The organism is Mycolicibacterium wolinskyi str. Jessa 2025 (genome assembly GCF_049241375.1).
Taxonomy (GTDB): Bacteria; Actinomycetota; Actinomycetes; order Mycobacteriales; family Mycobacteriaceae; genus Mycobacterium; species Mycobacterium wolinskyi.
Window position 1 is genome coordinate 2,796,093 of sequence record NZ_CP185960.1, and the last position, 22,026, is coordinate 2,818,118.

Annotated in this window: 20 protein-coding genes and 1 pseudogene; 8 read left to right on the plus strand and 13 right to left on the minus strand. The window is 68.6% G+C overall.

All coding sequences use genetic code 11. From position 1 onward, the window contains the following. The first annotated feature begins 209 nt into the window (after positions 1 to 209). Entirely contained in the window at positions 210 to 1,121 is a 912-nt protein-coding gene (locus ACOI2T_RS13795; protein ID WP_421876791.1) for a tyrosine-type recombinase/integrase, read from the plus strand. A 42-nt stretch (positions 1,122 to 1,163) separates the two neighbouring features. Here the strand turns inward: ACOI2T_RS13795 and glnA are convergent, their stop codons facing one another. Beyond that, positions 1,164 to 2,600, minus strand: a complete 1,437-nt coding sequence (gene glnA, locus ACOI2T_RS13800) for a type I glutamate--ammonia ligase (protein WP_067855332.1) — start codon at positions 2,598 to 2,600, stop codon at positions 1,164 to 1,166. Positions 2,601 to 2,756: 156 nt separating this feature from the next. Between glnA and ACOI2T_RS13805 the strand changes: the two genes are divergently transcribed. Next, positions 2,757 to 3,251: an RDD family protein gene (locus ACOI2T_RS13805; protein WP_409501906.1), complete on the plus strand. Its 495-nt coding sequence runs from the start codon at positions 2,757 to 2,759 to the stop codon at positions 3,249 to 3,251. Positions 3,252 to 3,326: 75 nt separating this feature from the next. Here ACOI2T_RS13805 and ACOI2T_RS13810 read toward each other — a convergent pair whose 3' ends face one another. The 5 genes from ACOI2T_RS13810 to sucB are packed head-to-tail and all read right to left on the minus strand — an operon-like array spanning position 3,327 to position 8,415. Continuing rightward, a complete protein-coding gene (locus ACOI2T_RS13810; protein ID WP_067855336.1) occupies positions 3,327 to 4,079 on the minus strand; it encodes a DUF4191 domain-containing protein in 753 nt (250 codons plus the stop codon). 4 nt (positions 4,080 to 4,083) lie between these two features. After that, the gene (gene lipA, locus ACOI2T_RS13815; RefSeq protein ID WP_409501624.1) at positions 4,084 to 5,028 is read right to left on the minus strand and encodes a lipoyl synthase; all 945 of its coding nucleotides are present in this window, start codon (positions 5,026 to 5,028) and stop codon (positions 4,084 to 4,086) included. Positions 5,029 to 5,032: 4 nt separating this feature from the next. Continuing rightward, complete coding sequence (lipB, locus tag ACOI2T_RS13820) at positions 5,033 to 5,710, minus strand: lipoyl(octanoyl) transferase LipB (RefSeq protein WP_409501625.1); 678 nt, start codon at positions 5,708 to 5,710, stop codon at positions 5,033 to 5,035. 34 nt (positions 5,711 to 5,744) lie between these two features. Beyond that, positions 5,745 to 6,647 carry a TIGR01777 family oxidoreductase gene (locus ACOI2T_RS13825; protein ID WP_067855345.1) on the minus strand — a complete coding sequence of 301 codons (903 nt, stop codon included), beginning with the start codon at positions 6,645 to 6,647 and terminating at the stop codon, positions 5,745 to 5,747. A 4-nt stretch (positions 6,648 to 6,651) separates the two neighbouring features. Continuing rightward, positions 6,652 to 8,415, minus strand: coding sequence for a 2-oxoglutarate dehydrogenase, E2 component, dihydrolipoamide succinyltransferase (gene sucB, locus ACOI2T_RS13830; protein ID WP_409501626.1), 1,764 nt, complete (start codon positions 8,413 to 8,415; stop codon positions 6,652 to 6,654). Positions 8,416 to 8,617: 202 nt separating this feature from the next. Between sucB and ACOI2T_RS13835 the strand changes: the two genes are divergently transcribed. Both ACOI2T_RS13835 and ACOI2T_RS13840 read left to right on the plus strand, forming a co-directional pair. After that, positions 8,618 to 8,971, plus strand: coding sequence for an oxidoreductase (locus ACOI2T_RS13835; protein ID WP_409501907.1), 354 nt, complete (start codon positions 8,618 to 8,620; stop codon positions 8,969 to 8,971). 67 nt (positions 8,972 to 9,038) lie between these two features. Further along, positions 9,039 to 10,778, plus strand: coding sequence for an SDR family oxidoreductase (locus ACOI2T_RS13840; RefSeq protein ID WP_409501627.1), 1,740 nt, complete (start codon positions 9,039 to 9,041; stop codon positions 10,776 to 10,778). Between the two features lie 7 nt (positions 10,779 to 10,785). Here the strand turns inward: ACOI2T_RS13840 and ACOI2T_RS13845 are convergent, their stop codons facing one another. Beyond that, a complete protein-coding gene (locus tag ACOI2T_RS13845) occupies positions 10,786 to 12,312 on the minus strand; it encodes a leucyl aminopeptidase (RefSeq protein WP_409501628.1) in 1,527 nt (508 codons plus the stop codon). Positions 12,313 to 12,334: 22 nt separating this feature from the next. Here ACOI2T_RS13845 and gcvT point away from each other — a divergent pair. Both gcvT and ACOI2T_RS13855 read left to right on the plus strand, forming a co-directional pair. Then, positions 12,335 to 13,431: pseudogene (gcvT, locus tag ACOI2T_RS13850) on the plus strand (glycine cleavage system aminomethyltransferase GcvT). Positions 13,432 to 13,453: 22 nt separating this feature from the next. After that, positions 13,454 to 14,560 carry a branched-chain amino acid aminotransferase gene (locus ACOI2T_RS13855; RefSeq protein ID WP_409501630.1) on the plus strand — a complete coding sequence of 369 codons (1,107 nt, stop codon included), beginning with the start codon at positions 13,454 to 13,456 and terminating at the stop codon, positions 14,558 to 14,560. Here ACOI2T_RS13855 and ACOI2T_RS13860 read toward each other — a convergent pair. The 4 genes from ACOI2T_RS13860 to ACOI2T_RS13875 are packed head-to-tail and all read right to left on the minus strand — an operon-like array spanning position 14,557 to position 17,507. Then, a complete protein-coding gene (locus ACOI2T_RS13860; protein WP_409501631.1) occupies positions 14,557 to 15,282 on the minus strand; it encodes an adenosylcobinamide-GDP ribazoletransferase in 726 nt (241 codons plus the stop codon). The genes ACOI2T_RS13855 and ACOI2T_RS13860 overlap by 4 nt on opposite strands. Beyond that, complete coding sequence (gene cobT, locus ACOI2T_RS13865) at positions 15,279 to 16,334, minus strand: nicotinate-nucleotide--dimethylbenzimidazole phosphoribosyltransferase (RefSeq protein WP_409501632.1); 1,056 nt, start codon at positions 16,332 to 16,334, stop codon at positions 15,279 to 15,281. The genes ACOI2T_RS13860 and cobT overlap by 4 nt, the downstream gene beginning before the upstream one ends. Further along, complete coding sequence (locus tag ACOI2T_RS13870) at positions 16,331 to 16,861, minus strand: bifunctional adenosylcobinamide kinase/adenosylcobinamide-phosphate guanylyltransferase (protein ID WP_409501908.1); 531 nt, start codon at positions 16,859 to 16,861, stop codon at positions 16,331 to 16,333. The genes cobT and ACOI2T_RS13870 overlap by 4 nt, the downstream gene beginning before the upstream one ends. 25 nt (positions 16,862 to 16,886) lie before the next feature. Then, the gene (locus ACOI2T_RS13875) at positions 16,887 to 17,507 is read right to left on the minus strand and encodes a DUF3043 domain-containing protein (RefSeq protein ID WP_374213973.1); all 621 of its coding nucleotides are present in this window, start codon (positions 17,505 to 17,507) and stop codon (positions 16,887 to 16,889) included. A 272-nt stretch (positions 17,508 to 17,779) separates the two neighbouring features. On the opposite strand from ACOI2T_RS13875, the gene ACOI2T_RS13880 reads away from it, so the two are divergent. Continuing rightward, positions 17,780 to 18,136, plus strand: coding sequence for a HesB/IscA family protein (locus ACOI2T_RS13880; protein WP_067855376.1), 357 nt, complete (start codon positions 17,780 to 17,782; stop codon positions 18,134 to 18,136). 24 nt (positions 18,137 to 18,160) lie between these two features. Here the strand turns inward: ACOI2T_RS13880 and ACOI2T_RS13885 are convergent, their stop codons facing one another. Beyond that, positions 18,161 to 18,778, minus strand: a complete 618-nt coding sequence (locus ACOI2T_RS13885; protein ID WP_409501633.1) for an Rv0361 family membrane protein — start codon at positions 18,776 to 18,778, stop codon at positions 18,161 to 18,163. 173 nt (positions 18,779 to 18,951) lie between these two features. On the opposite strand from ACOI2T_RS13885, the gene ACOI2T_RS13890 reads away from it, so the two are divergent. Continuing rightward, positions 18,952 to 19,926, plus strand: a complete 975-nt coding sequence (locus ACOI2T_RS13890; RefSeq protein WP_085149215.1) for a carbohydrate kinase family protein — start codon at positions 18,952 to 18,954, stop codon at positions 19,924 to 19,926. A gap of 31 nt (positions 19,927 to 19,957) precedes the next feature. Here the strand turns inward: ACOI2T_RS13890 and asnB are convergent, their stop codons facing one another. Next, entirely contained in the window at positions 19,958 to 21,904 is a 1,947-nt protein-coding gene (asnB, locus tag ACOI2T_RS13895) for an asparagine synthase (glutamine-hydrolyzing) (RefSeq protein ID WP_409501634.1), read from the minus strand. Positions 21,905 to 22,026 lie beyond the last annotated feature (122 nt).

Consider the following 22,026-nt stretch of genomic DNA (forward strand, 5'->3'; position numbering starts at 1 on the left):
CGAAGAGAATCCGTGATGCGGCGGGTAATCCTCAGACGGTTCCGAGTGCCGTCTATGGCAAGGGAAAGCGCTGGCGTGCAAGGTATGTCGACGATCGTGGAGCCGAGCACGCGAAGGGGTTCGCTCGGAAAGTCGATGCGCAGCAGTGGCTGGATAGCCAGACGTCATCGCTCGTCACCGGGACACACGTTGCGCCGCGCGACGCGCAAATGACCGTAGCCCAGTGGTGCGACACGTGGATCGAGGGTTACAAGGTGAACCGCGATTCCACTGTGCGCCAAGCCCGTACGCATATCAAGCAGATCGATGCCGAGTTCGGCGGCATGCAACTGTCTGCGGTGCGGCCGTCGCTCGTGAAGGCGTGGGTTGCCCGACTGCAGGACGAGCACGAGCCGAGCTATGTGCACGCGCTGCACTCGCGGCTGTCACAGATCATGGGCGACGCGGTGCACGATGGCGTGCTGGGGCGCAATCCGTGCTCGCGGCGGACGTCGCCGCCGATGGGCAAGCAGAAGCCGTACGTGGCGACGACACAACAGATATGGGCGATCTACGAGGCGGTGCCCGATCACCTGCGGGTCGCGGTACTCCTGGGCGCGTTCGTTGGCCTACGTGTGGCAGAGGCGGCCGCGTTGAGGGTTTCCGACGTGGATTTCATCAGGGGAGTGGTGCACCCGGTGCAACAGTGGCCGGATAAGCCCCTGAAGACCGACGGGTCTGATCAGTCGATCCCCATACCGCAGGATCTCGCGCTGCTGCTGTCCAAGTCGGTCGCCGAATTCGGCGGCCAGTACATGGTGACGAACGGGCCGGGGCGGCGCTGCGGGCCGTGGATCATCGACCGGGCTATCCGCGATGTGCGGGGGAGCGTCGAGGGCCTACCGGACACGTTCACATTCCACGACTGCCGGCACTACCTCGCGTCGCTGCTGATCGCCTCCGGGGCCGATATCAAGACGGTGCAGGCACGTATGCGGCATGCGTCGGCCAGGACCACATTGGACACCTACGGGCACCTGTGGCCAGACGCAGACGAGTCCACCCGCTTGGCAATCGGTTTGGTGATCGCGGAGCGGATGGACTCGGCTAAATCTACTGCGGACGGACTGCGGACGGATTGACGTCAGCGGGACCGTCGATGCAGGTCAGCGGGTATTGCTGGCCTACACGTCGTAGTAGAGCGAGAACTCGTACGGGTGAGGCCGGATCTGGATCGGCATGATCTCGTTCTCCCGCTTGTAGGAGATCCACGTCTCGATCAGGTCCTCGGTGAACACGCCACCCTCGGTGAGGTACTCGTGGTCCTCTTCGAGCTTGTCGATGACCGCGGCGAGCGAGGTGGGCGCCTGCGGGATGCTGGCGGCCTCGTCCGGCGGCAGTTCGTAGAGGTCCTTGTCGACCGGGGTCAGCGGCTCGATCTTCTTCTTGATGCCGTCGAGCCCGGCCATGAGCATGGCCGCGAACGCCAGGTACGGGTTGCCCGAGCTGTCGGGGCAACGGAACTCGAGGCGCTTGGCCTTCGGGTTGTTGCCGGTGATCGGGATACGGACACACGCCGAGCGGTTGCGCTGGCTGTACACCAGGTTGATCGGGGCCTCGTAGCCCGGCACCAGGCGCTTGTAGGAGTTCACCGTCGGGTTGGTGAACGCCAGCAGCGACGGCGCGTGGTGCAGGATGCCGCCGATGTAGTGGCGTGCGGTGTCCGACAGACCGGCGTAGCCCGACTCGTCGTGGAACAGCGGCTGGCCGTCCTTCCACAGCGACTGGTGGGCGTGCATGCCCGAACCGTTGTCACCGAACAGCGGCTTGGGCATGAACGTGACGGTCTTGCCGGCCTGCCATGCGGTGTTCTTGATGATGTACTTGAACAGCAGCACATCGTCGGCCGCGTGAAGCAGCGTGTTGAACTTGTAGTTGATCTCGGCCTGTCCCGCGGTGCCGACCTCGTGGTGGCCGCGCTCGAGCGTGAAGCCCGCGTTGATCAGGTTGGTGGCCATCTGGTCGCGCAGGTCGACGTAGTGGTCGTAGGGCGCGACGGGGAAGTAGCCACCCTTCGGGCGGACCTTGTAACCGCGGTTGGCGCTGCCGTCGGCCTCGAAGGGCTCGCCGGTGTTCCACCAGCCCGACTCGGAGTCGACCTCGTAGAAGGTGCCGTTGATCTTCGAGTCGAAGCTGACCGAGTCGAAGATGTAGAACTCGGCCTCGGCGCCGAAGTAGGCGGTGTCGGCGATGCCCGTGCTGGCCAGGTAGTTCTCCGCCTTGCGAGCCACGTTGCGGGGGTCGCGGGAGTACGCCTCACGGGTGAACGGATCGTGCACGAAGAAGTTCAGGTTGAGGGTCTTGGCGGCCCTGAACGGGTCGATACGGGCGGTGTCGGCGTCGGGCAGCAGCATCATGTCGGATTCGTGGATCGACTGGAAGCCGCGCACCGAGGAGCCGTCGAACGCGAGCCCGTCCTCGAAGACGCTCTCGTCGAACGCGGTCGCCGGGATCGAGAAGTGCTGGACGACGCCAGGCAGATCGCAGAAGCGAATGTCGACGTACTCGACGTTTTCGTCCTTGATCAGCTTGAAGATGTCGTCGGACGTCTTTTCTGCCACTGAGTGTTCTCCTTTACTGGTAACCCGCGGGTTGACGCTAAGGACACGATGTTGCGCAGTCATCAACCGGATGTTGCGCCGAAGTTACGCAATCGCCAGACGCTGGTTGTGATGGCGGCCGACGGTGACGCCGGCGGCCACGCCTATCCTGACACCATGGCCCGCGATAACGGTTCTCGGTTGGGGTCTTGGCTGTCCGGACCCGGGCCTTTCGATTCCGGTGACGGGAACCGGTCAGGCGGACCCGACAAGTATCCAGGCGAACGGCTCGGTCTGCCAGAGAACGGGCCAGGTTCGTTGGCCAGGACGGGCAGGCGCCTTGCCGCGCTGTGTGTCGACTGGCTGGTCGCCTACGGTTTGGCAGGGCTGTTGATGGCGCTCGACCTGGTGTCGATGGCGCTGCTGTCGACCGCGGTGCTGGTCATCTGGATGCTGATCGGCACGGTCGCGGTGCGGCTGTTCTCGTTCACGCCGGGTCAGCTGGCGCTGGGCCTGGTGGTGGTGCCCGCCGACGGCCGCGAGAGCATCGGCATCGTCCGGGCGTTCATCCGGGTCGTGCTCATCGCGCTGGTCATCCCGCCGTTGGTGTCCGACAGCGACCTGCGCGGCCTGCACGACCGGGCCAGCTACACCGCGGTGGTGCGGCGCTAGGCATGCTCCAACGTGAAGAAGATCGCGAGATTCTCGAGAATTCTCGCGATCTTCTTCACGTTCGGCGTCAGCTGGTCAGCGTCGGCGCACGGTCCGCTGCACGCCACGCATCTTGGCCTGCGCCGGCATGGGGCCCTTGGGCATCGCAGCCGGGCCGACCTTGGTGCCGAGCGCGGCCAGCCGGGACTCCAGTGAGTCCATCTGCTTGGCCGTGATGTTGGCGGGCAGTTTGGTCAGGTGGCGTTCCAGCTTGGACAGCGGAACCTCGCCTTCGCCGTTGCCGACGACGATGTCGTAGATCGGGGTGTCCCCGACGAGCCGGGCCGTGCGCTTCTTCTCCTGCGCGAGCAGCGGCTTGACCCGTGCCGGCGAGCCCTCGGCCACGAAGATCACGCCCGGCCTGCCGATCACGCGGTGCACGGCGTCGAAGTGGCCGGTGGCCGCCACGCCCGGCGTGACCCGCCACTTGCCGCGAAGATTGTCGAGCGCCCACGCGGCCGCACCGGTCTGGCCCTCGGCCTTGCGGTACACCGACTTCTGGGCGCGGCGGCCGAAGATGATGAACGCGACGAGCGCGCCGAGCACCACGCCGAGCGGGATGAGCGTGTACATCGTGAACCCGCCGATGAGCACCCCGGCGACCACGGCGATCGCGACGATCAGCACGAACGCGCCGATCATGTACGGCAGCAGCCGCTTGTCCTCTTTGCGCTGCATCTGGAACGCCTGCCACAGCTGACTGCGGCGCTGCTTGGAGGCGGCCTTACGGGCAGCCTTCGCCTCGGCCTTTGCCGCTTTGGTTTCCGCGGCAGTGCGGGATTTCGCCATTACTTCAGGATACGGGGGGCTGATCAGCGAATCGAACCCGCGCGGCCTGCGCGTAGAGCTTGCCCGCCCGGTAGGAGGAGCGGACGAGCGGACCGGCCAGCACACCCGCGAAACCGAGGGCCTCGGCGTAGGCCGACAGCGCGACGAACTCGTCGGGATGCACCCAGCGCTCGACCGGGTGGTGCCGCGGTGACGGGCGCAGGTACTGCGTGATGGTGACGATGTCGCAGCCCGCGTCGTGCAGATCGCGCAGCGCGGTGTGTACCTCGTCGATGGTCTCGCCCATGCCGAGGATCAGGTTCGACTTGGTGACGAGCCCGAAGTTGCGGGCGGCGGTCAACACCGCGAGGCTGCGGTCATAGCGGAACCCCGGGCGGATGCGCTTGAAGATGCGCGGCACGGTTTCGAGGTTGTGCGCCAACACTTCCGGGCGGGACTCGAAGACCTCTTCCAGCTGCGCGGCGTTACCGGTGAAGTCCGGGATCAGAAGCTCGACGCCGGTGTTCGGGTTGAGCTGCTTGATCTGGCGCACGGTCTCGGCGTAGAGCCAGGCCCCGCCGTCCGGCAGATCGTCGCGGGCCACCCCGGTCACGGTCGAGTAGCGCAGCCCCATGGCCTGCACGCTCTCGGCGACCCGGCGCGGTTCGTCGCGGTCCAGCTCGGCGGGCTTACCGGTGTCGATCTGGCAGAAGTCGCAGCGGCGCGTGCACTGCTCGCCGCCGATCAGGAACGTGGCCTCCCGGTCTTCCCAGCATTCGAAGATGTTGGGGCAGCCGGCTTCCTCGCACACCGTGTGCAGACCCTCGCGCCGCACCAGACCCTTGAGTTCGGTGTATTCGGGCCCCATCTTCGCGCGGGTCTTGATCCACGGCGGTTTGCGTTCGATGGGAGTCTGCGCGTTGCGCACCTCGAGGCGTAGCAGCTTCCGACCTTCTGGGACCACAGTCACGAATTCATCCTACGTTCAGAGCAACTTCCAAGCGGCCGTCGAGCGCGTCACACACCTTGTCGGCAACGCGGTCGACGACGTCGTCGACCGTGACGCGACGGCCCAGTTCGGCGGTCAGCGACGTCACGCCTGCGTCGGTGATGCCGCACGGCACGATCGCCGAGTACGCGCCCAGATCGCAATCGCAGTTGAGTGCGAAGCCGTGCAGCGTCGTCGCGCGCGACACCCGGATGCCGATCGCGGCGACCTTGCGCGCGGGACGCAGCTCATCACCGGGCACCCACACGCCAGACCGGCCCTCGACCCGGCCGGCCTGCAGGCCGAGGTCGGCGCATACCGCGATCAACGACTCTTCAAGGCGCCGAACGAAATTCACCACGTCGAGCGGTTCGACGAGCCCGATGATCGGATAGCCCACGAGCTGCCCCGGGCCGTGCCAGGTGATCTTGCCGCCGCGGTCGGTGTCGACGACCGGAGTGCCGTCGAGCGGCCGCTCGTGCGGTTCGGTGCGCTTGCCCGCGGTGTAGACGGCGGGGTGCTGCAGGAGCAGCAGGGTGTCGGGGCCGCCGGCGATCCTGGCGTCGGCGATCTCGCGTTGCATCTGCCAGGCGGCCTCGTAATCGACTGTGCCGAGGCGCCGAACGTCGACGGCCGCCTGCGCCGAGCGAATGGATGTCACCATGTCGACGTTACTCCCCGGCTTCGCACGGACCCGGTCACAGATCCTTCGGTGCGGTCGCGTGGGCCAGCGCCTCGCGCACGGTGTTGTGGTGGAACACGAAACCCGAGCGTTCGAGCACCGCGGGGATCGCGCGCTGTCCCGCGAGCAGGCCTTCGTCCGCGAACTCGCCCAGCACCGCGCGAAGCGCGAAGCCCGGCACGATCATCGGCGTGGGCCGGTTGAGCGCGCGGCCGAGTGCGGCGGTGAACTCGGCGTTGGTCACCGGCGCCGGGCCGGTCAGGTTCACCGGACCCGACACGGCGTCGGTCCACATCGTGAACAGGACCGCCCGGATCTCGTCCTCGAGGCTGATCCACGGCAGGTACTGGCGGCCGTTGCCGAGCCGGGCGCCTAGCCCGAACGAGAACAGCGGTTTGAGCCTGCTCAGCATGCCGCCCGCCTGCGCGAGCACCAAGCCCGTGCGCAACAACACCACCCGGCTTCCGGCGGCCGTGGCCGGGGCGGTGGCCGCCTCCCAGTCCTGACACAACCGCGCCAGGAAGCCCTGGCCCGCCGGAGCCGTCTCGTCGGTGATGTGATCGCGCGTGTCGCCGTAGAAGCCGACCGCGCTCGCGTTGACCAGAACGGGCACCCCGGCGTCGGCCACCGCACCGGCCAGCACCTCGGTCGGCCCGATACGGCTGTCCCGCAAGCTCTGCTTGAACGCGCCCGACCACCGTTTCTCGCCGACGTTGACGCCGCAGAGGTTCACCACGACGTCGACGCCGTGCAGCGCACCCGCGTCGAACTCGCCCGTGTCCGGGTTCCAGAACAGCTCATCGCCGTTCGACGGTGCCCGGCGCACGATGCGCAACACCCGGTGGTCGCTTGCGCGCAGCGCCGAAGCCAGCGCCGAGCCGATCAGACCCGAGGATCCCGCTATCGCGACGACGGCCAAGGCTTTACAGCCCCAGGTCCGCCTCGAACGCGCCGTCTTCCAACCGTCGCTTGATGGTCGTCACGAACCGTCCGGCGTCGGCGCCGTCGATCAGCCGGTGGTCGTAGGTGAGCGGCAGGTAGCACACCGACCGCACGCCGATGGACTCGTTGCCGAACTCGTCGACGATCACCCGCGGCCGCTTGACGATCGCGCCGGTGCCCAGCATCGCCGCCTGCGGCGGCACCAGGATCGGCGTGTCGAACAGTGCGCCCTGGCTGCCGATGTTCGTGATCGTGAACGTCCCGCCGGCCAGCTCATCGGGCTTGAGGTTGCCCGACCGGGCGCGCGCCGCGATGTCGGAGATGGCCCGCGCGAGCCCGCCCAGCGACAGGTCGCCCGCGTTGTGGATCACCGGGGACAGCAGACCCTGCTCGGTGTCGACCGCGAAGCCGAGATGCTCGGCGTCGTAGTAGGTGATCTCCTTGGTGTCCTCGTTGTAGCTGGCGTTGACGTTCGGGTGGATCTTGAGCGCGTCGATCACGGCGCGCGCGATGAACGGCAGGTACGTCAGGTTGACGCCCTCGCGCTCGGCGAAATCGGCCTTCGCGCGAGCGCGCAGCGCCACGATCTTGGTCATGTCGACTTCGTGGGTCTGCGTCAACTGCGCGGTGGCCTGCAGGGATTCGCGTGTCTTCTTGGCGGTGATCTGCCGGATCCGGTTCGCCTTCTGCGTGGTGCCACGCAGATGCGCCAGCGCGGGCGTCGGCGCGGCCGACGCCGCGGGGGCGGCAGCAGGCGCGGCGGGAGCAGCGGCGGCGGGGGCCGGGGGCGCCTTCTTGGCCTCCGCGGCGGCCAGGACGTCCTGCTTGCGGATTCGGCCACCGACCCCGGTGCCCTTCACCGTGGCGAGGTCGATGCCGTTCTCGGAAGCCAGCTTTCGCACCAGCGGGGTGACGTAGGGGGCGCCGTCGGTCGAGGCGGCCGGTGCGGCCGGTTCGGCGGCGGGAGCCGGCTTGGGTTCGGGCTTGGGTTCCGGTTTCGGTTCGGGCTTGGGTTGCGGCTTCGGCTCGGCCTTCGGCTCCGGCTTGGGTTCGGGCTTCGGCTCCGGCTTGGGTTCGGGCTTCGGCTCCGGCTTGGGCTCGGGTGCCGGCGCAGCCCCGGCCTCACCGATCTTGGCCAGCTCGCCGCCGACCTCGACGGTGTCGTCCTCTTGAGCGGTGATCGACAGCAGGGTGCCCGCGACGGGGGACGGGATCTCGGTGTCGACCTTGTCGGTGGAGACCTCGACGAGCGGCTCGTCGACGCCCACGCTGTCGCCGACGTTCTTCAGCCAGCGGGTCACGGTGCCCTCGGTGACCGACTCGCCCAGTTCGGGCATCAGGACCGGGGTTGCCGAACCACCCGACGAACCCGACGCGGGTGCGGGGGCCTCTTCCTGCGGCGCAGGCTCCGGTTGTGCGGACTCGGCGGGCGCCGCCGACGGCTCGGTCGCAGCCGGCTCGGGCTCGGGCTCCGGCTCGGGCGCCTCTGAGGACGCGGGGGCTTCGCCCGCCTCGCCGATCACCGCGAGCTCGCCGCCGATCTCGACGGTGTCGTCTTCCTGCGCGACGATCTTCGTCAGCACACCCGCGGCCGGCGACGGGATCTCGGTATCGACCTTGTCGGTGGAGACCTCGAGCAATGGCTCGTCGAGTTCGACCGTGTCGCCCTCCTGTTTAAGCCAGCGGGTGACGGTCCCCTCAGTGACACTCTCACCTAGTGCGGGCATCTGGACGGAGATGGCCATGTGTATTGACTCCCTCGGACGGTCACTCGTGACGACTCGAACTCTGGCTTACCACAGCAAGGTGCACTGGGTACGGCACCTAGGTGGATTGTCCGGACCATCCTTTCACTGCTCGACCTTTCGCACTCACTCAGGGTTGCTCGTGTCTCCAGTGGCCTCTGGCACTATCGAATCAGGGGTCCACAGTGAGGAGAACATTCCGTTGGGGCTGTTCGACAGGTTTCGCCGGCGCGGCTCGGCGCGCGGAGCCGGTAGCGATCCGGCGGCCGACCTTCGCTACCTACAACAGTGGGTTGACGAGCACGTAGGCGTAGAGGCCTATGTGGAACCCAAAACCACCGTCACCGATGTCACCGTCGTGCTCGTCGCCGCCGACGGGGAGTGGACTCGGCGCCGCGCCGGTGGCGACGCGGGAGCACGCCGGCTGAGTGAGCGGCTGCAGATTCCGGTCTACGACGTCCAGAAGGTGGGCTATCCACAGCGCATGCGCGACTACGACGCGCGCCGCCGAATCGAACGCGAACGCGCTGCCCGTCAGGAACTCGACGAGCGCTAGAGTCAGTGCACCTGATACCTACGGTATTGGGTACTGTTCGTAACAGGCAACTCGCGTAGGGGGCAGCATGCAGCGCTTCGTCGACAGTCAGGACGGCACCCGCATAGCGGTCTACGAGCAGGGGGACCCCGAGCGCCCCACGCTGGTGATGGCGCACGGCTGGCCCGATTCGCACGTGCTGTGGGACGGCGTGGTCGCCGAGATCGGCGACCGGTACCGCATCGTGCGCTACGACAACCGCGGTGCCGGGGCGTCCGAGGTGCCCAAGCGCATCTCCGCCTACACGATGGAGCGCTTCGCCGACGATCTGTCGGCCGTCATCGACGAGGTGAGCGTGAACGGCCGGCCGGTGCACGTACTGGCCCACGACTGGGGCTCGGTCGGGACGTGGGAGTACCTCAGCCGGCCGGGTTCCGCCGAGCGCGTCGCGTCGTTCACGTCGGTGTCGGGTCCGAGCACAGATCACTACGGGCTGTTCGTGCGGGACCGGCTGGCCCGGCCGTACCGGCCGATTCGCTTCGCGCGGGCCGTGAACCTGGCGTCGCGGTTCAGCTACTGGATCCCGTTCTCGGTGCCGGTGGTCGCGCCCGCCCTGATGCGGCGCGGTGCGGCGCGACGGCTGCAGGCCATGGACACGCCGGGGCCCAAGTTCCAGTCCGACGACCTCGACGCCGATGCCGCCAACTCGCTGAAGATCTACCCCGCCAATGCGATTCGATCGTTCCGGCGCGTCCGGCGGGACTTCTACGTGTCGGTACCGGTGCAGCTGATCTGCAACGAACACGACCCGGTCGTGCGCGGCCACGGATTCGACGACGAGTCGAAGTGGGTGGCCCGGCTGTGGCGGCGCGACCTCAAAGCCGGTCACTGGGCCCCGTTCTCGCACTGGCGCGCGATCGCGCAGGCGGTGACCGAACTCGTCGAGCACATCGAGGGTGCGCCCGCGGCGCGCGGACTGCGCCGCGCCGAGGTCGGCCGGCCGCGTGAACCGTTCGGTGACACGCTCGTGTCGGTGACCGGCGCCGCCAGCGGTATCGGCCGCGCCACCGCACTGGCCTTCGCGGCCCAGGGCGCCGAGGTCGTCGTCAGCGACATCGACGAAGCCGGGGCCAAGGCGACGGCCGCCGAGATCGCCGAGCGCGGCGGCGTCGCGCACGCCTACGCGCTCGACGTCGCCGACGCCGACGCGGTGGAGCGATTCGTCGACGAGGTGTGCGCGGCCCACGGCGTGCCCGATGTCGTGGTCAACAACGCGGGGATCGGCCACGGCGGCAACTTCCTCGACACCCCGGCCGACCAGTTCGACCGGGTGCTCGACGTCAACCTGGGCGGCGTCGTCAACTGCTGCCGGTCATTCGCCCGGCGCCTCGTCGAACGCGGCACCGGCGGGCACGTCGTCAACGTCGCGTCGATGGCCGCGTACTCACCGGCCGGGTCGATGAACGCCTACGCCACCAGCAAGGCCGCGGTGTTCATGTTCTCCGACTGCCTTCGTGCCGAATTGGCTTCGGCGGGAATCGGATTGACCACGATCTGCCCCGGCGTGATCGACACCAACATCGTCGACACCACGCACTTCGACGTACCCGCGCACAAGCAGGCAGAGGTCGAAGCACGCCGCGCCCAGATCAAGAAGAGCTTCCAGGCGCGGCGCTACGGACCCGAGAAGGTGGCCAAGGCGATCGTCTCGGCAGTCGCCAAGAACCAGGCGGTGCGCCCCGTCACGCCGGAAGCCTATGCGGCCTACGGCATTTCACGGCTCATGCCGTCGGTGATGCGGCGCGCCGCCCGGTCCCAGGTGCTGTAGGGGTCCGTTAGCCGTTGTCTGCGATGTCTTCGAGCACCGCGAACATCGTGCGGGTCGGCACCCCGGTGCCGCCCTTGGGCGTGTAGCCCCACGGCCCGCCGGTGTTGTAGGCAGGCGCGGCGATGTCGATGTGTGCCCACTCGACACCGTCGGCGACGAACTCGCGAAGGTAGGTGCCCGCCACCAGCATTCCGGCGTAGCGCGAACCGCTCACGTTGGCCAGGTCGGCGACCGTGGACTTGAGGTCGTCCTTGAGTTCCTCGGGCAGCGGCATGGCCCAGCCGTTCTCACCTACCGCTTGTGACAGTTCCGCGACGCGGTCACGGAACTCGTCGCTGCCCATGACGCCGGGCGTGCGCGCGCCGAGCGCGACCGTCTGCGCGCCGGTCAACGTCGACGCCTCGATCAGGTAATCCGGGTTGTCCTCGCAGGCCCGCACGATCGCGTCCGCCAGGATCAACCGGCCCTCGGCGTCGGTGTTGAGCACCTCGACGGTGATGCCGCCGTACTGCGTCAGCACGTCGCCCGGCCGCTGCGCGGTCGCCGACGGCATGTTCTCGGCCATCGGTACGGTCGCGATCACGTCGATCGGCAGCTTCTGCTTGGCCGCCAGCACCACGGTCGCGACGACCGCCGCCGCACCGCCCATGTCGGAGGTCATGTGGTGCATGTTGGCGGCCGGCTTGATCGAGATGCCGCCGGTGTCGAACGTGATGCCCTTGCCGACCAGCGCGACGGTCTTCGATTTCCTGCCGCCGCCGCGGTGGATCAGGCGCACGAGCCGTGGCGGGCGCGACGAGCCCTGACCGACACCCACGATGCCGCCGTAGCCGGCCTTCGCGAGTGCCTTGTCGTCGAGCACCTCGACCTCGAGGCCCGCCGCCTCACCCAAAGCCTTTGCCCGCTTGGCGAATTCGGCCGGGAACAGATGGCTGGGCGGGGTGTTCACGAAATCCCGCGCCGTCGCGACGGCGGTCGCGATGTCAACGGCGCGCTGCGCCTGGGCTTTCGTCGCCGACTTGGCATCGGCCGCCAGCGCGGTGATCTTGGTCAGCCCGGCATCCTTGGGCGCGGTCTTCTCGCTGCGGAAGTCACTGAACCGGTACGCGCCGAGGATCAGCCCCTCGACGGCGGCTTCCAGATCGATGTCGGACAACGTCGTGATCACCGACTCGGTGCCGTTCAACGATCGTGCGGCCGTGCCTGCCGCGCGCCGCACCAGCTCGGCCGGCCACTCGTCACGCGGCTTGCCCAGGCCGACGGCCAGCACGCTGGCCACCGGCAGCGATGGCGCGACCACTCGGGTGATCTGGTCGGTGCCGCCTTTCGCACCGAGCGCCTTCAGTGCGACCTCGATCTCACCGACCGCCTCGGCGTCGAGGAACGGGTTGGCGACGACGGTCGCACCTGCGTCCTCGTCCTGCCCGTTGACCACGGGAACGATCAGCACCGCGTCGCTCTTGCGCTTGGGCAGCGACGAGCTGACGGTGACGCTGGGGGCCTGATATCCGGGATTCGCTGGGCTCACGAGCATCCACCCTAGCTAGGGTGGGCTCGTGAGTGACGACCTGCTGCACGGACCGCTGGAAGACCGCCACCGCGAGCTGGGCGCCGGCTTCGCCGAGTTCGGCGGGTGGTTGATGCCGGTGTCGTATGCGGGCACCGTCGCCGAACACACGGCCACCCGTGACACCGTCGGGCTGTTCGACGTCAGCCACCTCGGCAAGGCGTTGGTGCGGGGGCCGGGTGCGGCGGCCTACGTCAACTCCGCGCTCACCAACGACCTCAACCGGATCGGGCCGGGCAAGGCGCAGTACACGTTGTGCTGCACGGAGTCCGGTGGGGTGATCGACGACCTCATCGCCTATTACGTGTCCGACGACGAGATCTTCCTCGTGCCCAACGCGGCCAACACCGCCGCCGTGGTGGCCGAACTGCAGAAGCATGCTCCGGACGGGCTGACCATCACCGACGAACACCGGTCCTACGCCGTGCTGGCGGTCCAGGGGCCGAGGTCGGCCGAGGTGCTCGCGAGCCTCGGACTGCCCACCGACATGGATTACATGGGGTACGCGGACGCCGAGTTCGATGGTGTGTTCGTGCGGGTGTGCCGCACCGGCTACACCGGCGAGCACGGCTACGAACTGCTCCCGGCGTGGGACCGGGCCGGCGTGGTGTTCGACGCGCTGGTGGCGGCGGTCCGCGGCGCCGGGGAGAGCCGGCCGGCCTCGGCGCGCGTGACACGCTGCGCACCGAGATGGGCTACCCGCTGCACGGCCACGAGCTGTCGCTCGACATCTCACCGCTGCAGGCGCGCTGCGGCTGGGCGATCGGCTGGCGCAAGGACGCGTTCTGGGGCCGCGACGCGTTGCTGGCCGAGAAGGAGGCCGGGCCCTCCCGCGTGCTGCGCGGCCTGAAGGCCGTGGGCCGCGGTGTCTTGCGGGCCGATCTGGCGGTGCTCGACGGCGACACCCAGATCGGCGTCACCACGTCGGGAACCTTCTCGCCCACACTGAAAGTCGGTATCGCGCTGGCGCTTATCGACACGGCCCACGACATCGCCGACGGTGCCCACGTGACGGTCGACGTACGCGGCCGGGCCGTCGAATGCGAGGTTGTCAAGCCTCCGTTCGTGGAGGCGAAAACTCGCTAGTCGCTGGCGATACAATCGCTGCATGACTAGCGGCCTTCTCGAGTTCACGGTTTCAGCCAACGCGAATCCGGCGACCGATGCGGTACGCGAATCGATTCTGGCCAACCCCGGCTTCGGCAAGTACCACACCGACCACATGGTGTCGATCGACTACACCGAGGGCCAGGGCTGGCACGACGCCCGGGTGATCCCGTACGGCCCCATCGAACTCGATCCGTCGGCCATCGTGCTGCACTACGCGCAGGAGGTCTTCGAGGGGCTGAAGGCCTACCGCTGGGCCGACGGCTCGATCGTGTCGTTCCGGCCCGAGGCCAACGCGGCGCGGCTGCGGACCTCGGCCCGCCGGCTGGCCATCCCCGAACTGCCAGAAGACCTGTTCATCGAGTCGCTGCGCCGGCTCATCGCGATCGACGGGCAGTGGGTGCCCGCGGCGGGCGGTGAGGAGTCGCTGTACCTGCGGCCGTTCATCATCGCGACCGAGCCCGGGCTCGGGGTGCGGCCGGCCAGCGAATACCGCTACCTCGCCATCGGATCGCCGGCCGGTGCCTACTTCAAGGGCGGCATCAAGCCCGTGAGCGTGTGGCTGTCACACGAATACGTGCGTGCCTCACCCGGTGGCACGGGTGCGGCCAAGTTCGGCGGCAACTACGCGGCGTCGCTGCTCGCGCAGGCGCAGGCGGCCGACAACGGCTGCGACCAGGTGGTGTGGCTCGACGCCATCGAGCGCCGCTACGTCGAAGAGATGGGTGGCATGAACCTGTTCTTCGTGTTCGGCAGCGGTGGTTCGGCACGCTTGGTCACCCCGGAACTGTCCGGCTCACTGCTGCCGGGTATCACGCGAGATTCCTTGCTGCAGTTGGCAACTGACGCCGGTTTCGCCGTCGAGGAACGCAAGATCGACGTCGACGAGTGGCAGAAGAAGGCCGCGGCAGGCGAGATCACCGAGGTGTTCGCGTGTGGCACGGCCGCGGTCATCACCCCGGTGTCGCACGTCAAGCACAACGACGGGGAGTTCACCATCGCCGACGGGCAACCGGGTGAGATCACCATGGCGTTGCGCGACACCCTCACCGGGATCCAGCGGGGCACCTTCGCCGACACCCACGGCTGGATGGCGCGGCTGAACTAGCCGATCGCGAGGCCGAGTGCGGTGACGGTCGTCGTCACCTCGACCGCCGCGCCCAGCACGTCACCGGTGATGCCGCCGAAGCGGCGCACGCAGTGGGCGACCAGCCCGATCGAACACAGCACCGCGACGACCACCACGAGCGGGCCCTGCCATGGCCGTGGCCCGGCGAACACCGCCAACGCGGCCAGCGCCGCCGCCCAACCCAGCACGACCGCGACCGGTTGGCTGCCCGCGACGGCGGCGCCGAGCGAGCTCCCCGCCGCGGCGGGTACGGCTCGGCGGCATGCCGCGACGGCCGCGACCCGGCCCGCGGCGACCGCGGTGATGACCGCGACGGCGCTGAGCTCAGTGAAGGCCAGTGCCTGTGCGGCGATCGTCACGACGACAGCCGCGACGCCGAACGGGCCCGCCGATCCGTCGCGCATGACGGCAAGCGCCCGTTCCGGCGGTCCGTAGCAGCCGAGGCCGTCCACCGTGTCGCAGAACCCGTCGATGTGCAGCCCGCGGGTGGCCAGCAAGAGGGCCGCGACGGCCAGCACCCCGGGCAGCGGGTTGGCCGGGTCGAACGCCCAGTGGCCCGCCCACACCACGACGGCGGCCAGGGCTCCGAGCGCGAGCCCGACGATCGGCAACGCGGTCATCGCGCCGCGGCCCAGGCCCGCCGGGCTCCGCACCGGCAGAACCGTGCCGAACGCGAAAGACCCTGCGAGCGAACGGATCACGGTGTCTTGTCGAGGATGCCGGCAGAGTCGAACGTCGCCATCGAGGCCAGCGTGGCGATCGCGGCGCGCACGATGGGCAGCGCCACGGCCGCTCCGGTGCCCTCGCCGAGCCGCATGCGCAGGTCGACGATCGGATCGAGCTCCAGGTGCGTGAGCGCGAGCGTGTGCGCGGGTTCGGTCGAGCGGTGGCCCGCCTGCCACCACGCCCGCGCACCCGGCGCGAGGCGATCGGCCACGAGCGCAGCGGCCGTCACCACCAGGCCGTCGAGCAGCACCGGGGTGCGCCGCACCGCGGCCTGCGCGCAGAACCCCGCCATCGCCGCCAGGTCGGCGCCGCCACACACGCGCAGCAAGCCGAGGGGATCGCCGACCACACCGCGGGCCCGGTACAGCGCGTCGCGCACCGCGCTGGTCTTGCGCATCCACCCGTAATCGTCGATGCCCGTGCCGCGTCCCACGACCGCGACGGGCTCCGCGCCGGTCAACGCGGCGACCAGAGTTGTTGCCGCCGTTGTGTTTCCGATTCCCATGTCACCCGCGATCAGCAGGTCGGCGCCCGCGTCGACCTCCTCGTCGGCGATCTGGCGGCCCGCGGCGACCGCAGCGATCGCGTCCGCCGGGCTGAGTGCATCCTCGACCGCGATGTTGCCCGCGCTGCGCCGGATCTTGTGCGCGCCGATAGCGGGGGACAGCGGTTCGGCACAGTCGACGGATATGTCGGCCACCCGCACCGTCGCACCCGCGATATCGGCCAGCACGTTGATCGCCGCCCCACCGGCGTCGAAGTTGGCCACCATCTGGTTCGTGACTTCGGCCGGATACGCCGAAACGCCCGACGCGGTCACGCCGTGGTCGCCGGCGAACACCACGACCCGCGGGCGGGTCAGCTGCCGCGGCGGGCACACACCCTGGCAGGCCGCAGCCCAGATCGACAGCTCCTCGAGCCGGCCGAGTGAACCCGCCGGCTTGGTCAACCGGACCTGGCGATCGGCCGCGGCCGCGGCGGCGTCGGCGTCCGGCGGGGTGACCGGGTCGAAAGCGGGTTCCGTCACGACGGCTCCTTCACGGTTACCGGTTGGCCGGCCACCACCAGCACCACCCGGTCGCACACTGCGGCCAGTTTCTGGTTGACCGTGCCGAGCTCGTCGGCGAACCGGCGGCCGGCCTCGGTGGCGGGTACCACGGTCAGCCCGACCTCGGGGCTGACCAGGACCAGGGGAGCGGTGAACGCGCTGACCGCGTGCACCAGCGCGGCGACATCGTCGTCCACCGAACCACCCGTCCATGCGCCGCGGCGGTCCATGGCCGCGGTGAGCCAGCCGCCGACGTCGTCTACCAGGGTGGCGGTGGCGTCGCGGGCGAGAGCAGCCGCCACATCGGCCGATTCGACGGTGTACCAGTGCGTGGGACGCCGCGCTCGGTGTGTGCTCACCCGCCCGGCCCAGGCCGGGTCGCTGTCGGCGGCCGGGCCGGTGGCCAGGTAGCGCACGGGCGACTGCTCACCGGCGGCGTGGAGCACCGCCGACTCCGCCCACTGTGATTTGCCCGATCGGATACCGCCGAGCACGAGTGTTCGCACTGACATCAGGCGGGCCGCGCCGGCATCAAGAAACCTTGTCGCCGCGGTTGACCATCGGGCGCGGCGCGCGCATCCGGCGCAGCTGCGATGCCCGGCTGGACGCGTAAAAGCCGAGTTTCCAACCGCTTTCGACGTTGTCGGGGAACTTCGCGTCGACCATGCGGTTCACCTTGCGGCCCAGGACGAAGCCGTCGATCACCATGACCAGCACGAGCCCGAGCATCGCGTAGGACAGGATCTGCTGGAACTGCACCGCGGGCAGCGCCAGCATGAAGAAGATCATCGTGAGCGCGGCGGGCATGAACAGGCCCAGCACGTTGCGGCGAGAATCGACGATGTCGCGGACGTAGCGGCGCACCGGTCCCTTGTCGCGGGGCAGGAGATAGGCCTCCTCGCCCGCCATCATCTTCTCGCGGCGGTCGGCCATGTCGGCGCGGCGCGTGAGCCGTTCGGCCTTGCGCTCTTCCTTGGACAGCTTGGGGCCGCGCAGTTCCTTGCGCCGCTTGCGGGCCTCCGCGGCGGTCAGCGGTGCCGGTGCGACGGGTCCGCGTCGCTTGGCCGCCTCGCTGCGCTTGGGCGTCGGCCTGCCCTTCGGGGCGGTCGTCGTGGTGGAGCCGTTGGTCGCCGGGCCGGCTTGTTCGGCCACGCTCGTGCGCTCAGCGTTGCCCTCGGTGCCCTTGTCGGCACCGTTGTCGTCCTTGTCACGCCCGATATTGCGGCCCAGCAGCTTCACGCCAGCCAGGTTACTGCCATCGCGACCATGCCGGTCACATGCCCCGGCCTGGGGATAAGTCGGGAATAGCGGCAGAAGGAGGTACCGTTGAGGTAGTGGACACGCGGGTGACGCCCACCAGGTAAGCCCACGTCGTTCCCAATGAACTTCGGCATCAGCGATGCCCGGGATGCTTAGGGAGAGCAATGACTGTTCAGGACGCGACCTCCACCGAAACCCACGGGGTGACCCTGTCGGACGCTGCCGCGGCCAAGGCGAAGGCGCTGCTGGACCAGGAAGGCCGCGACGATCTGGCGCTGCGCATCGCCGTGCAGCCGGGTGGTTGCGCAGGCCTGCGCTACAACCTGTTCTTCGACGACCGGACCCTCGACGGTGACCTGACCGCCGAGTTCGGCGGCGTCACGCTGACGGTTGACCGCATGAGCGCGCCGTACGTGCAGGGCGCGACGATCGACTTCGTCGACACCATCGAGAAGCAGGGCTTCACGATCGACAACCCGAACGCCACCGGGTCCTGCGCCTGCGGCGATTCCTTCAACTGACGTGCGGGCGGTCAGTGCTGCGTGTCAGTACTGACCGCCGGTTCGTAGCACATACGAGCAGACGAGCACGTTCTCGTTCTGTCCGTCCTTCTCGACCAGCACCTGCGCGACGCCCTGCTGCTCTTGGTCGGGTGCCCGCTGCCCCCGCGCCGAGCCGCTCGCCGGCGCCACGCGCATCGTGAACAGCACCTGCGCCTGCGTCGTCGACCACGGGACGATCTTATCGATCCGGACCACCTCGGCCTTGCTGAACTGCTTGCGGAACGCGTCGCTGGCCAGGCCGGCCACCGCGAGATCGGTCTTGCGCTCCTTGACCGCGTCGAACAGCCCGCACAGCGTGTGGCGCGCGACGGTTTCGTCGTCACCGTCGATCAACGCGGTCAGATACTCCTGAACCGCGGCCTGAGCCTGCTCATCCGACACCACCCCGGGCTGGGTGCTGCCGCCGCGGCCGAACACGATCACCACCGTCAACACCGCACCCACCACGGCAACGGCGAGCACCACCGCGAGGATCCGCGGCCACCGGCGACGCTTCGGATACTGCACCGGCGGCGGCAACATGCCGGGATAAGCGGACGGTACCTGCTCCGGATACTGCTGGGGCGGAACGGATTCGGGGTACTGGTAGGTACCAGTCATTAAATGGCGCTCCCCGGGTGATCTGGAGGTGGGTCACCCGTCTACGGTGACCGGGCATACGGTTATTACGCAGGTTAGCGCAAGCCGCGACGGGGGCGCCGTGAGCGCTGTAGCACCCGGGCGGCGCGCGTAGTCTTGCGTAGACGTGTTAACGAAATGAAGGGTGACACTTCGTGACCATCGCAGTGACCGGATCCATCGCCACTGACCACCTGATGAAGTTCCCCGGCAAGTTCTCCGAGCAGCTGCTGGCCGACCATCTGCAGAAGGTGTCGCTGAGCTTTCTGGTCGACGACCTGGTCATCCACCGGGGCGGCGTCGCGGGCAACATGGCCTACGCGATCGGTGTGCTCGGCGGCGATGTCACCCTCGTCGGCGCGGTGGGCAAGGACTTCGACGACTACCGCAACTGGCTGACCTCGCACGGTGTGGACTGCGACCACGTGCTGATCTCGCCGTCGGCCTACACCGCGCGCTTCGTGTGCACCACCGACGAGGACATGGCGCAGATCGCGTCGTTCTACCCGGGCGCGATGTCAGAGGCGCGCACCATATCGCTCGCCGATCTCGTGGCCCAGGCCGGCAAACCCGAACTCGTGATCGTCGGGGCGAACGACCCCGAGGCGATGTTCTTGCACACCGAGGAGTGCCGCAAGCTCGGGCTCGCGTTCGCCGCCGACCCGTCGCAGCAGCTCGCGCGGCTGACCGGTGACGAGATCCGCAAGCTCATCGACGGTGCCACCTACCTGTTCACCAACGACTACGAATGGGATCTGCTGCTGCAGAAATCCGGGTGGTCGGAGGCCGAGGTGATGAGCCAGATCGAGCTACGGGTCACCACGCTGGGGGAGAAGGGCGTCGATCTGGTCGGGCGGGACGGCACGTTCGTGCACGTCGACGTCGTGCCCGAGACCCACAAGGACGACCCGACCGGCATCGGCGACGCATTCCGGGCCGGCTTCCTGACCGGGCGCAGCGCGGGTCTGAACCTGGAGCGCTCGGCCCAGCTGGCATCGCTCGTGGCCGTCCTGGTGCTCGAAGCGCCAGGGCCGCAGGAATGGAGCTGGGACCGCGACGAGGCCGTGCGGCGGCTGTCCGACGCCTACGGCGCCGAGGCGGGTGCGGAGATCGCGCAGGCGCTGGGCTGAGCCCGCCTAGAGCTGCACGTCGGCGGGCCGACTAGAGCTGCACCGGGTAGTGCGGCTCTTTGATCTGCGGGGTCACGCTGTGTTCGACGAAGATCGCGTGCCACAGCATGAAGATCAGCACGGTCCACAGCCGCCGGCTGTGATCGCTCACGCCCGCGCGGTGCTCGTCGAGCATCGTGCGGACCGCGGCGAGGTCGACGTGGGCGCCGGCCTGTGACGAGCCGACCATCGCATAAGCCCAGTCCATCAATTCGCCTGCCCGCAGCCAGTGCCGGATCGGCACCGGGAATCCGAGCTTGGGCCGGTTGAGCACGTGCGCGGGCACGATCGGCTCGAGCGCCCGGCGCAGGGCGAACTTGGTGGTCGAGCGCGTGATCTTCTGATCGGCGGGTAGCCGCGACGCCACCGCGAACACCTCGGGGTCCAGGAACGGCACCCGCAGCTCCAGTGAGTTGGCCATGGTCATCTTGTCGGCCTTGACCAGGATGTCGCCGCGCAGCCAGGTGAACAGATCGATGTGCTGCATGCGTGCGACGGGATCGGCGCCCTGCGATTGCGCGTACACCGGTGCGGTGACGTCGGTATGCGTCCACTCCTGGCGGAAGTTCGGCAACACCGCCCGCAACTGGTCGTCGGAGAAGCTGCGCGCGTTGCCGTAGTAGCGCTCTTCGAGGGTCAGCGAACCGCGGTGCAACAGGCTCTTGCCGCGCATGCCCTCCGGCAGCGGCCGGGATGCCTTGCCCAGCGACTTGCGCACCGGGCGCGGGAGATAGTCGAACGGCCGCAGCGACAGCGGTTCGCGGTAGATCGTGTAGCCGCCGAACAACTCGTCGGCACCTTCGCCGGACAGGACGACCTTGACGTGCTTGCGGGCCTCGCGGGCGATGAAGAACAGCGGGACGAGCGCCGGGTCGGCGACGGGCTCGTCGAGGTACCAGACGATTTCGGGCAACGCCTCGACGAACTCGGCCTGGCTGACCACCTTGGTGACGTGGCGCGCGCCGATCGCCTCCGCCGACGCGACGGCCACATCGACCTCCGAGAACCCCTCGCGCTCGAAGCCGGTGGTGAACGTGATGAGCCGCGGGTTGTGGCGCATCGCGAGCGCCGCGATTGCGGTCGAGTCGATGCCGCCGGACAAGAACGCGCCGACGGTGACGTCGGCCCGCATGTGTTTGGCGACCGAATCCTCCAGCGCGGCCGTGATCTCGTCGTAGCGGGACTGCTCGGCCCCCGCCACGAAGGGAACCGCGGTGAACTTCGGAACGAAATACCGCGTCACCTCGGGGGTGCCGCCCGGCTTGAGCCGGGCATAGCTACCCGATTCCAGCCTGCGGATGCCGCGGTGCAGCGTCTCGGGCTCGGGCACGTACTGCAGCACGGTGTAGTGCTGTACGGCGCGTTCGTCGATGCCGAGGTCGAGATCGAGCGCATCGGCCAGGTCCAGCAGGCATTTCTTCTCGCTGCCGACGGCGGTGCCGCCGGGCCCGGTCGCCATGTACAGCGGCTTGATGCCGAACGGGTCACGCGCACAGAACAACTCGCGTTCCTGCGTGTCCCACAATGCGAACGCGAACATGCCGCGCAGCCGCCGCAGCGCGTCGGCGCCCCAGTGGTGGTAGGCGGCGACGATGGCCTCGCCGTCCCCGTCGGTGTGAAATTCGGCACCGTATTCGGACCGCAATTCTGCGCGTAATTCGACGTAGTTGTAGATCTCGCCGTTGAACACCAGAAGATAGCGATCCGGCGATTCGGCCGGACCCCAGCGCAGCGGCTGATGGCTGTGGGCGATGTCGATGATCGACAGCCGGTTGAAGCCGAGGACCACGGTGCTGTCCGAAGCGGTGTCGGACCAGGTGCCGGGTTCGTCGGGGCCGCGGTGCCGCATCAGGTGCGACGCCCTGGCGACCTCGCCGGTCACCGCCTCGACCTGGGTGGCTCGCGACGGGTCAGTTACCAGGGCCAGCAGTCCGCACACCGCGCCAGTATGCCTAATCGCGGCGGGTGTGCAGGCCCACACCCGGGCGAGTCTGCCGGTTGCTTCGCCCCCGTCCTGGCCCCATTCCCGAGTCGCTTCGCTCCCGTCGGCAGGCGTGGTCT

Excerpts from the sequence above, each read along its gene's own strand:
- ACOI2T_RS13795 (WP_421876791.1), top strand. The coding sequence starts at position 210 with ATGACCGTAGCCCAGTGGTGCGACACGTGGATCGAGGGTTACAAGGTG.
- ACOI2T_RS13805 (WP_409501906.1), top strand. The coding sequence starts at position 2,757 with ATGGCCCGCGATAACGGTTCTCGGTTGGGGTCTTGGCTGTCCGGACCC.
- ACOI2T_RS13810 (WP_067855336.1), bottom strand. The coding sequence starts at position 4,079 with ATGGCGAAATCCCGCACTGCCGCGGAAACCAAAGCGGCAAAGGCCGAG.
- lipB (WP_409501625.1), bottom strand. The coding sequence starts at position 5,710 with ATGGTGACATCCATTCGCTCGGCGCAGGCGGCCGTCGACGTTCGGCGC.
- sucB (WP_409501626.1), bottom strand. The coding sequence starts at position 8,415 with ATGGCCATCTCCGTCCAGATGCCCGCACTAGGTGAGAGTGTCACTGAG.
- ACOI2T_RS13840 (WP_409501627.1), top strand. The coding sequence starts at position 9,039 with ATGCAGCGCTTCGTCGACAGTCAGGACGGCACCCGCATAGCGGTCTAC.
- ACOI2T_RS13845 (WP_409501628.1), bottom strand. The coding sequence starts at position 12,312 with ATGCTCGTGAGCCCAGCGAATCCCGGATATCAGGCCCCCAGCGTCACC.
- ACOI2T_RS13855 (WP_409501630.1), top strand. The coding sequence starts at position 13,454 with ATGACTAGCGGCCTTCTCGAGTTCACGGTTTCAGCCAACGCGAATCCG.
- ACOI2T_RS13880 (WP_067855376.1), top strand. The coding sequence starts at position 17,780 with ATGACTGTTCAGGACGCGACCTCCACCGAAACCCACGGGGTGACCCTG.
- ACOI2T_RS13885 (WP_409501633.1), bottom strand. The coding sequence starts at position 18,778 with ATGACTGGTACCTACCAGTACCCCGAATCCGTTCCGCCCCAGCAGTAT.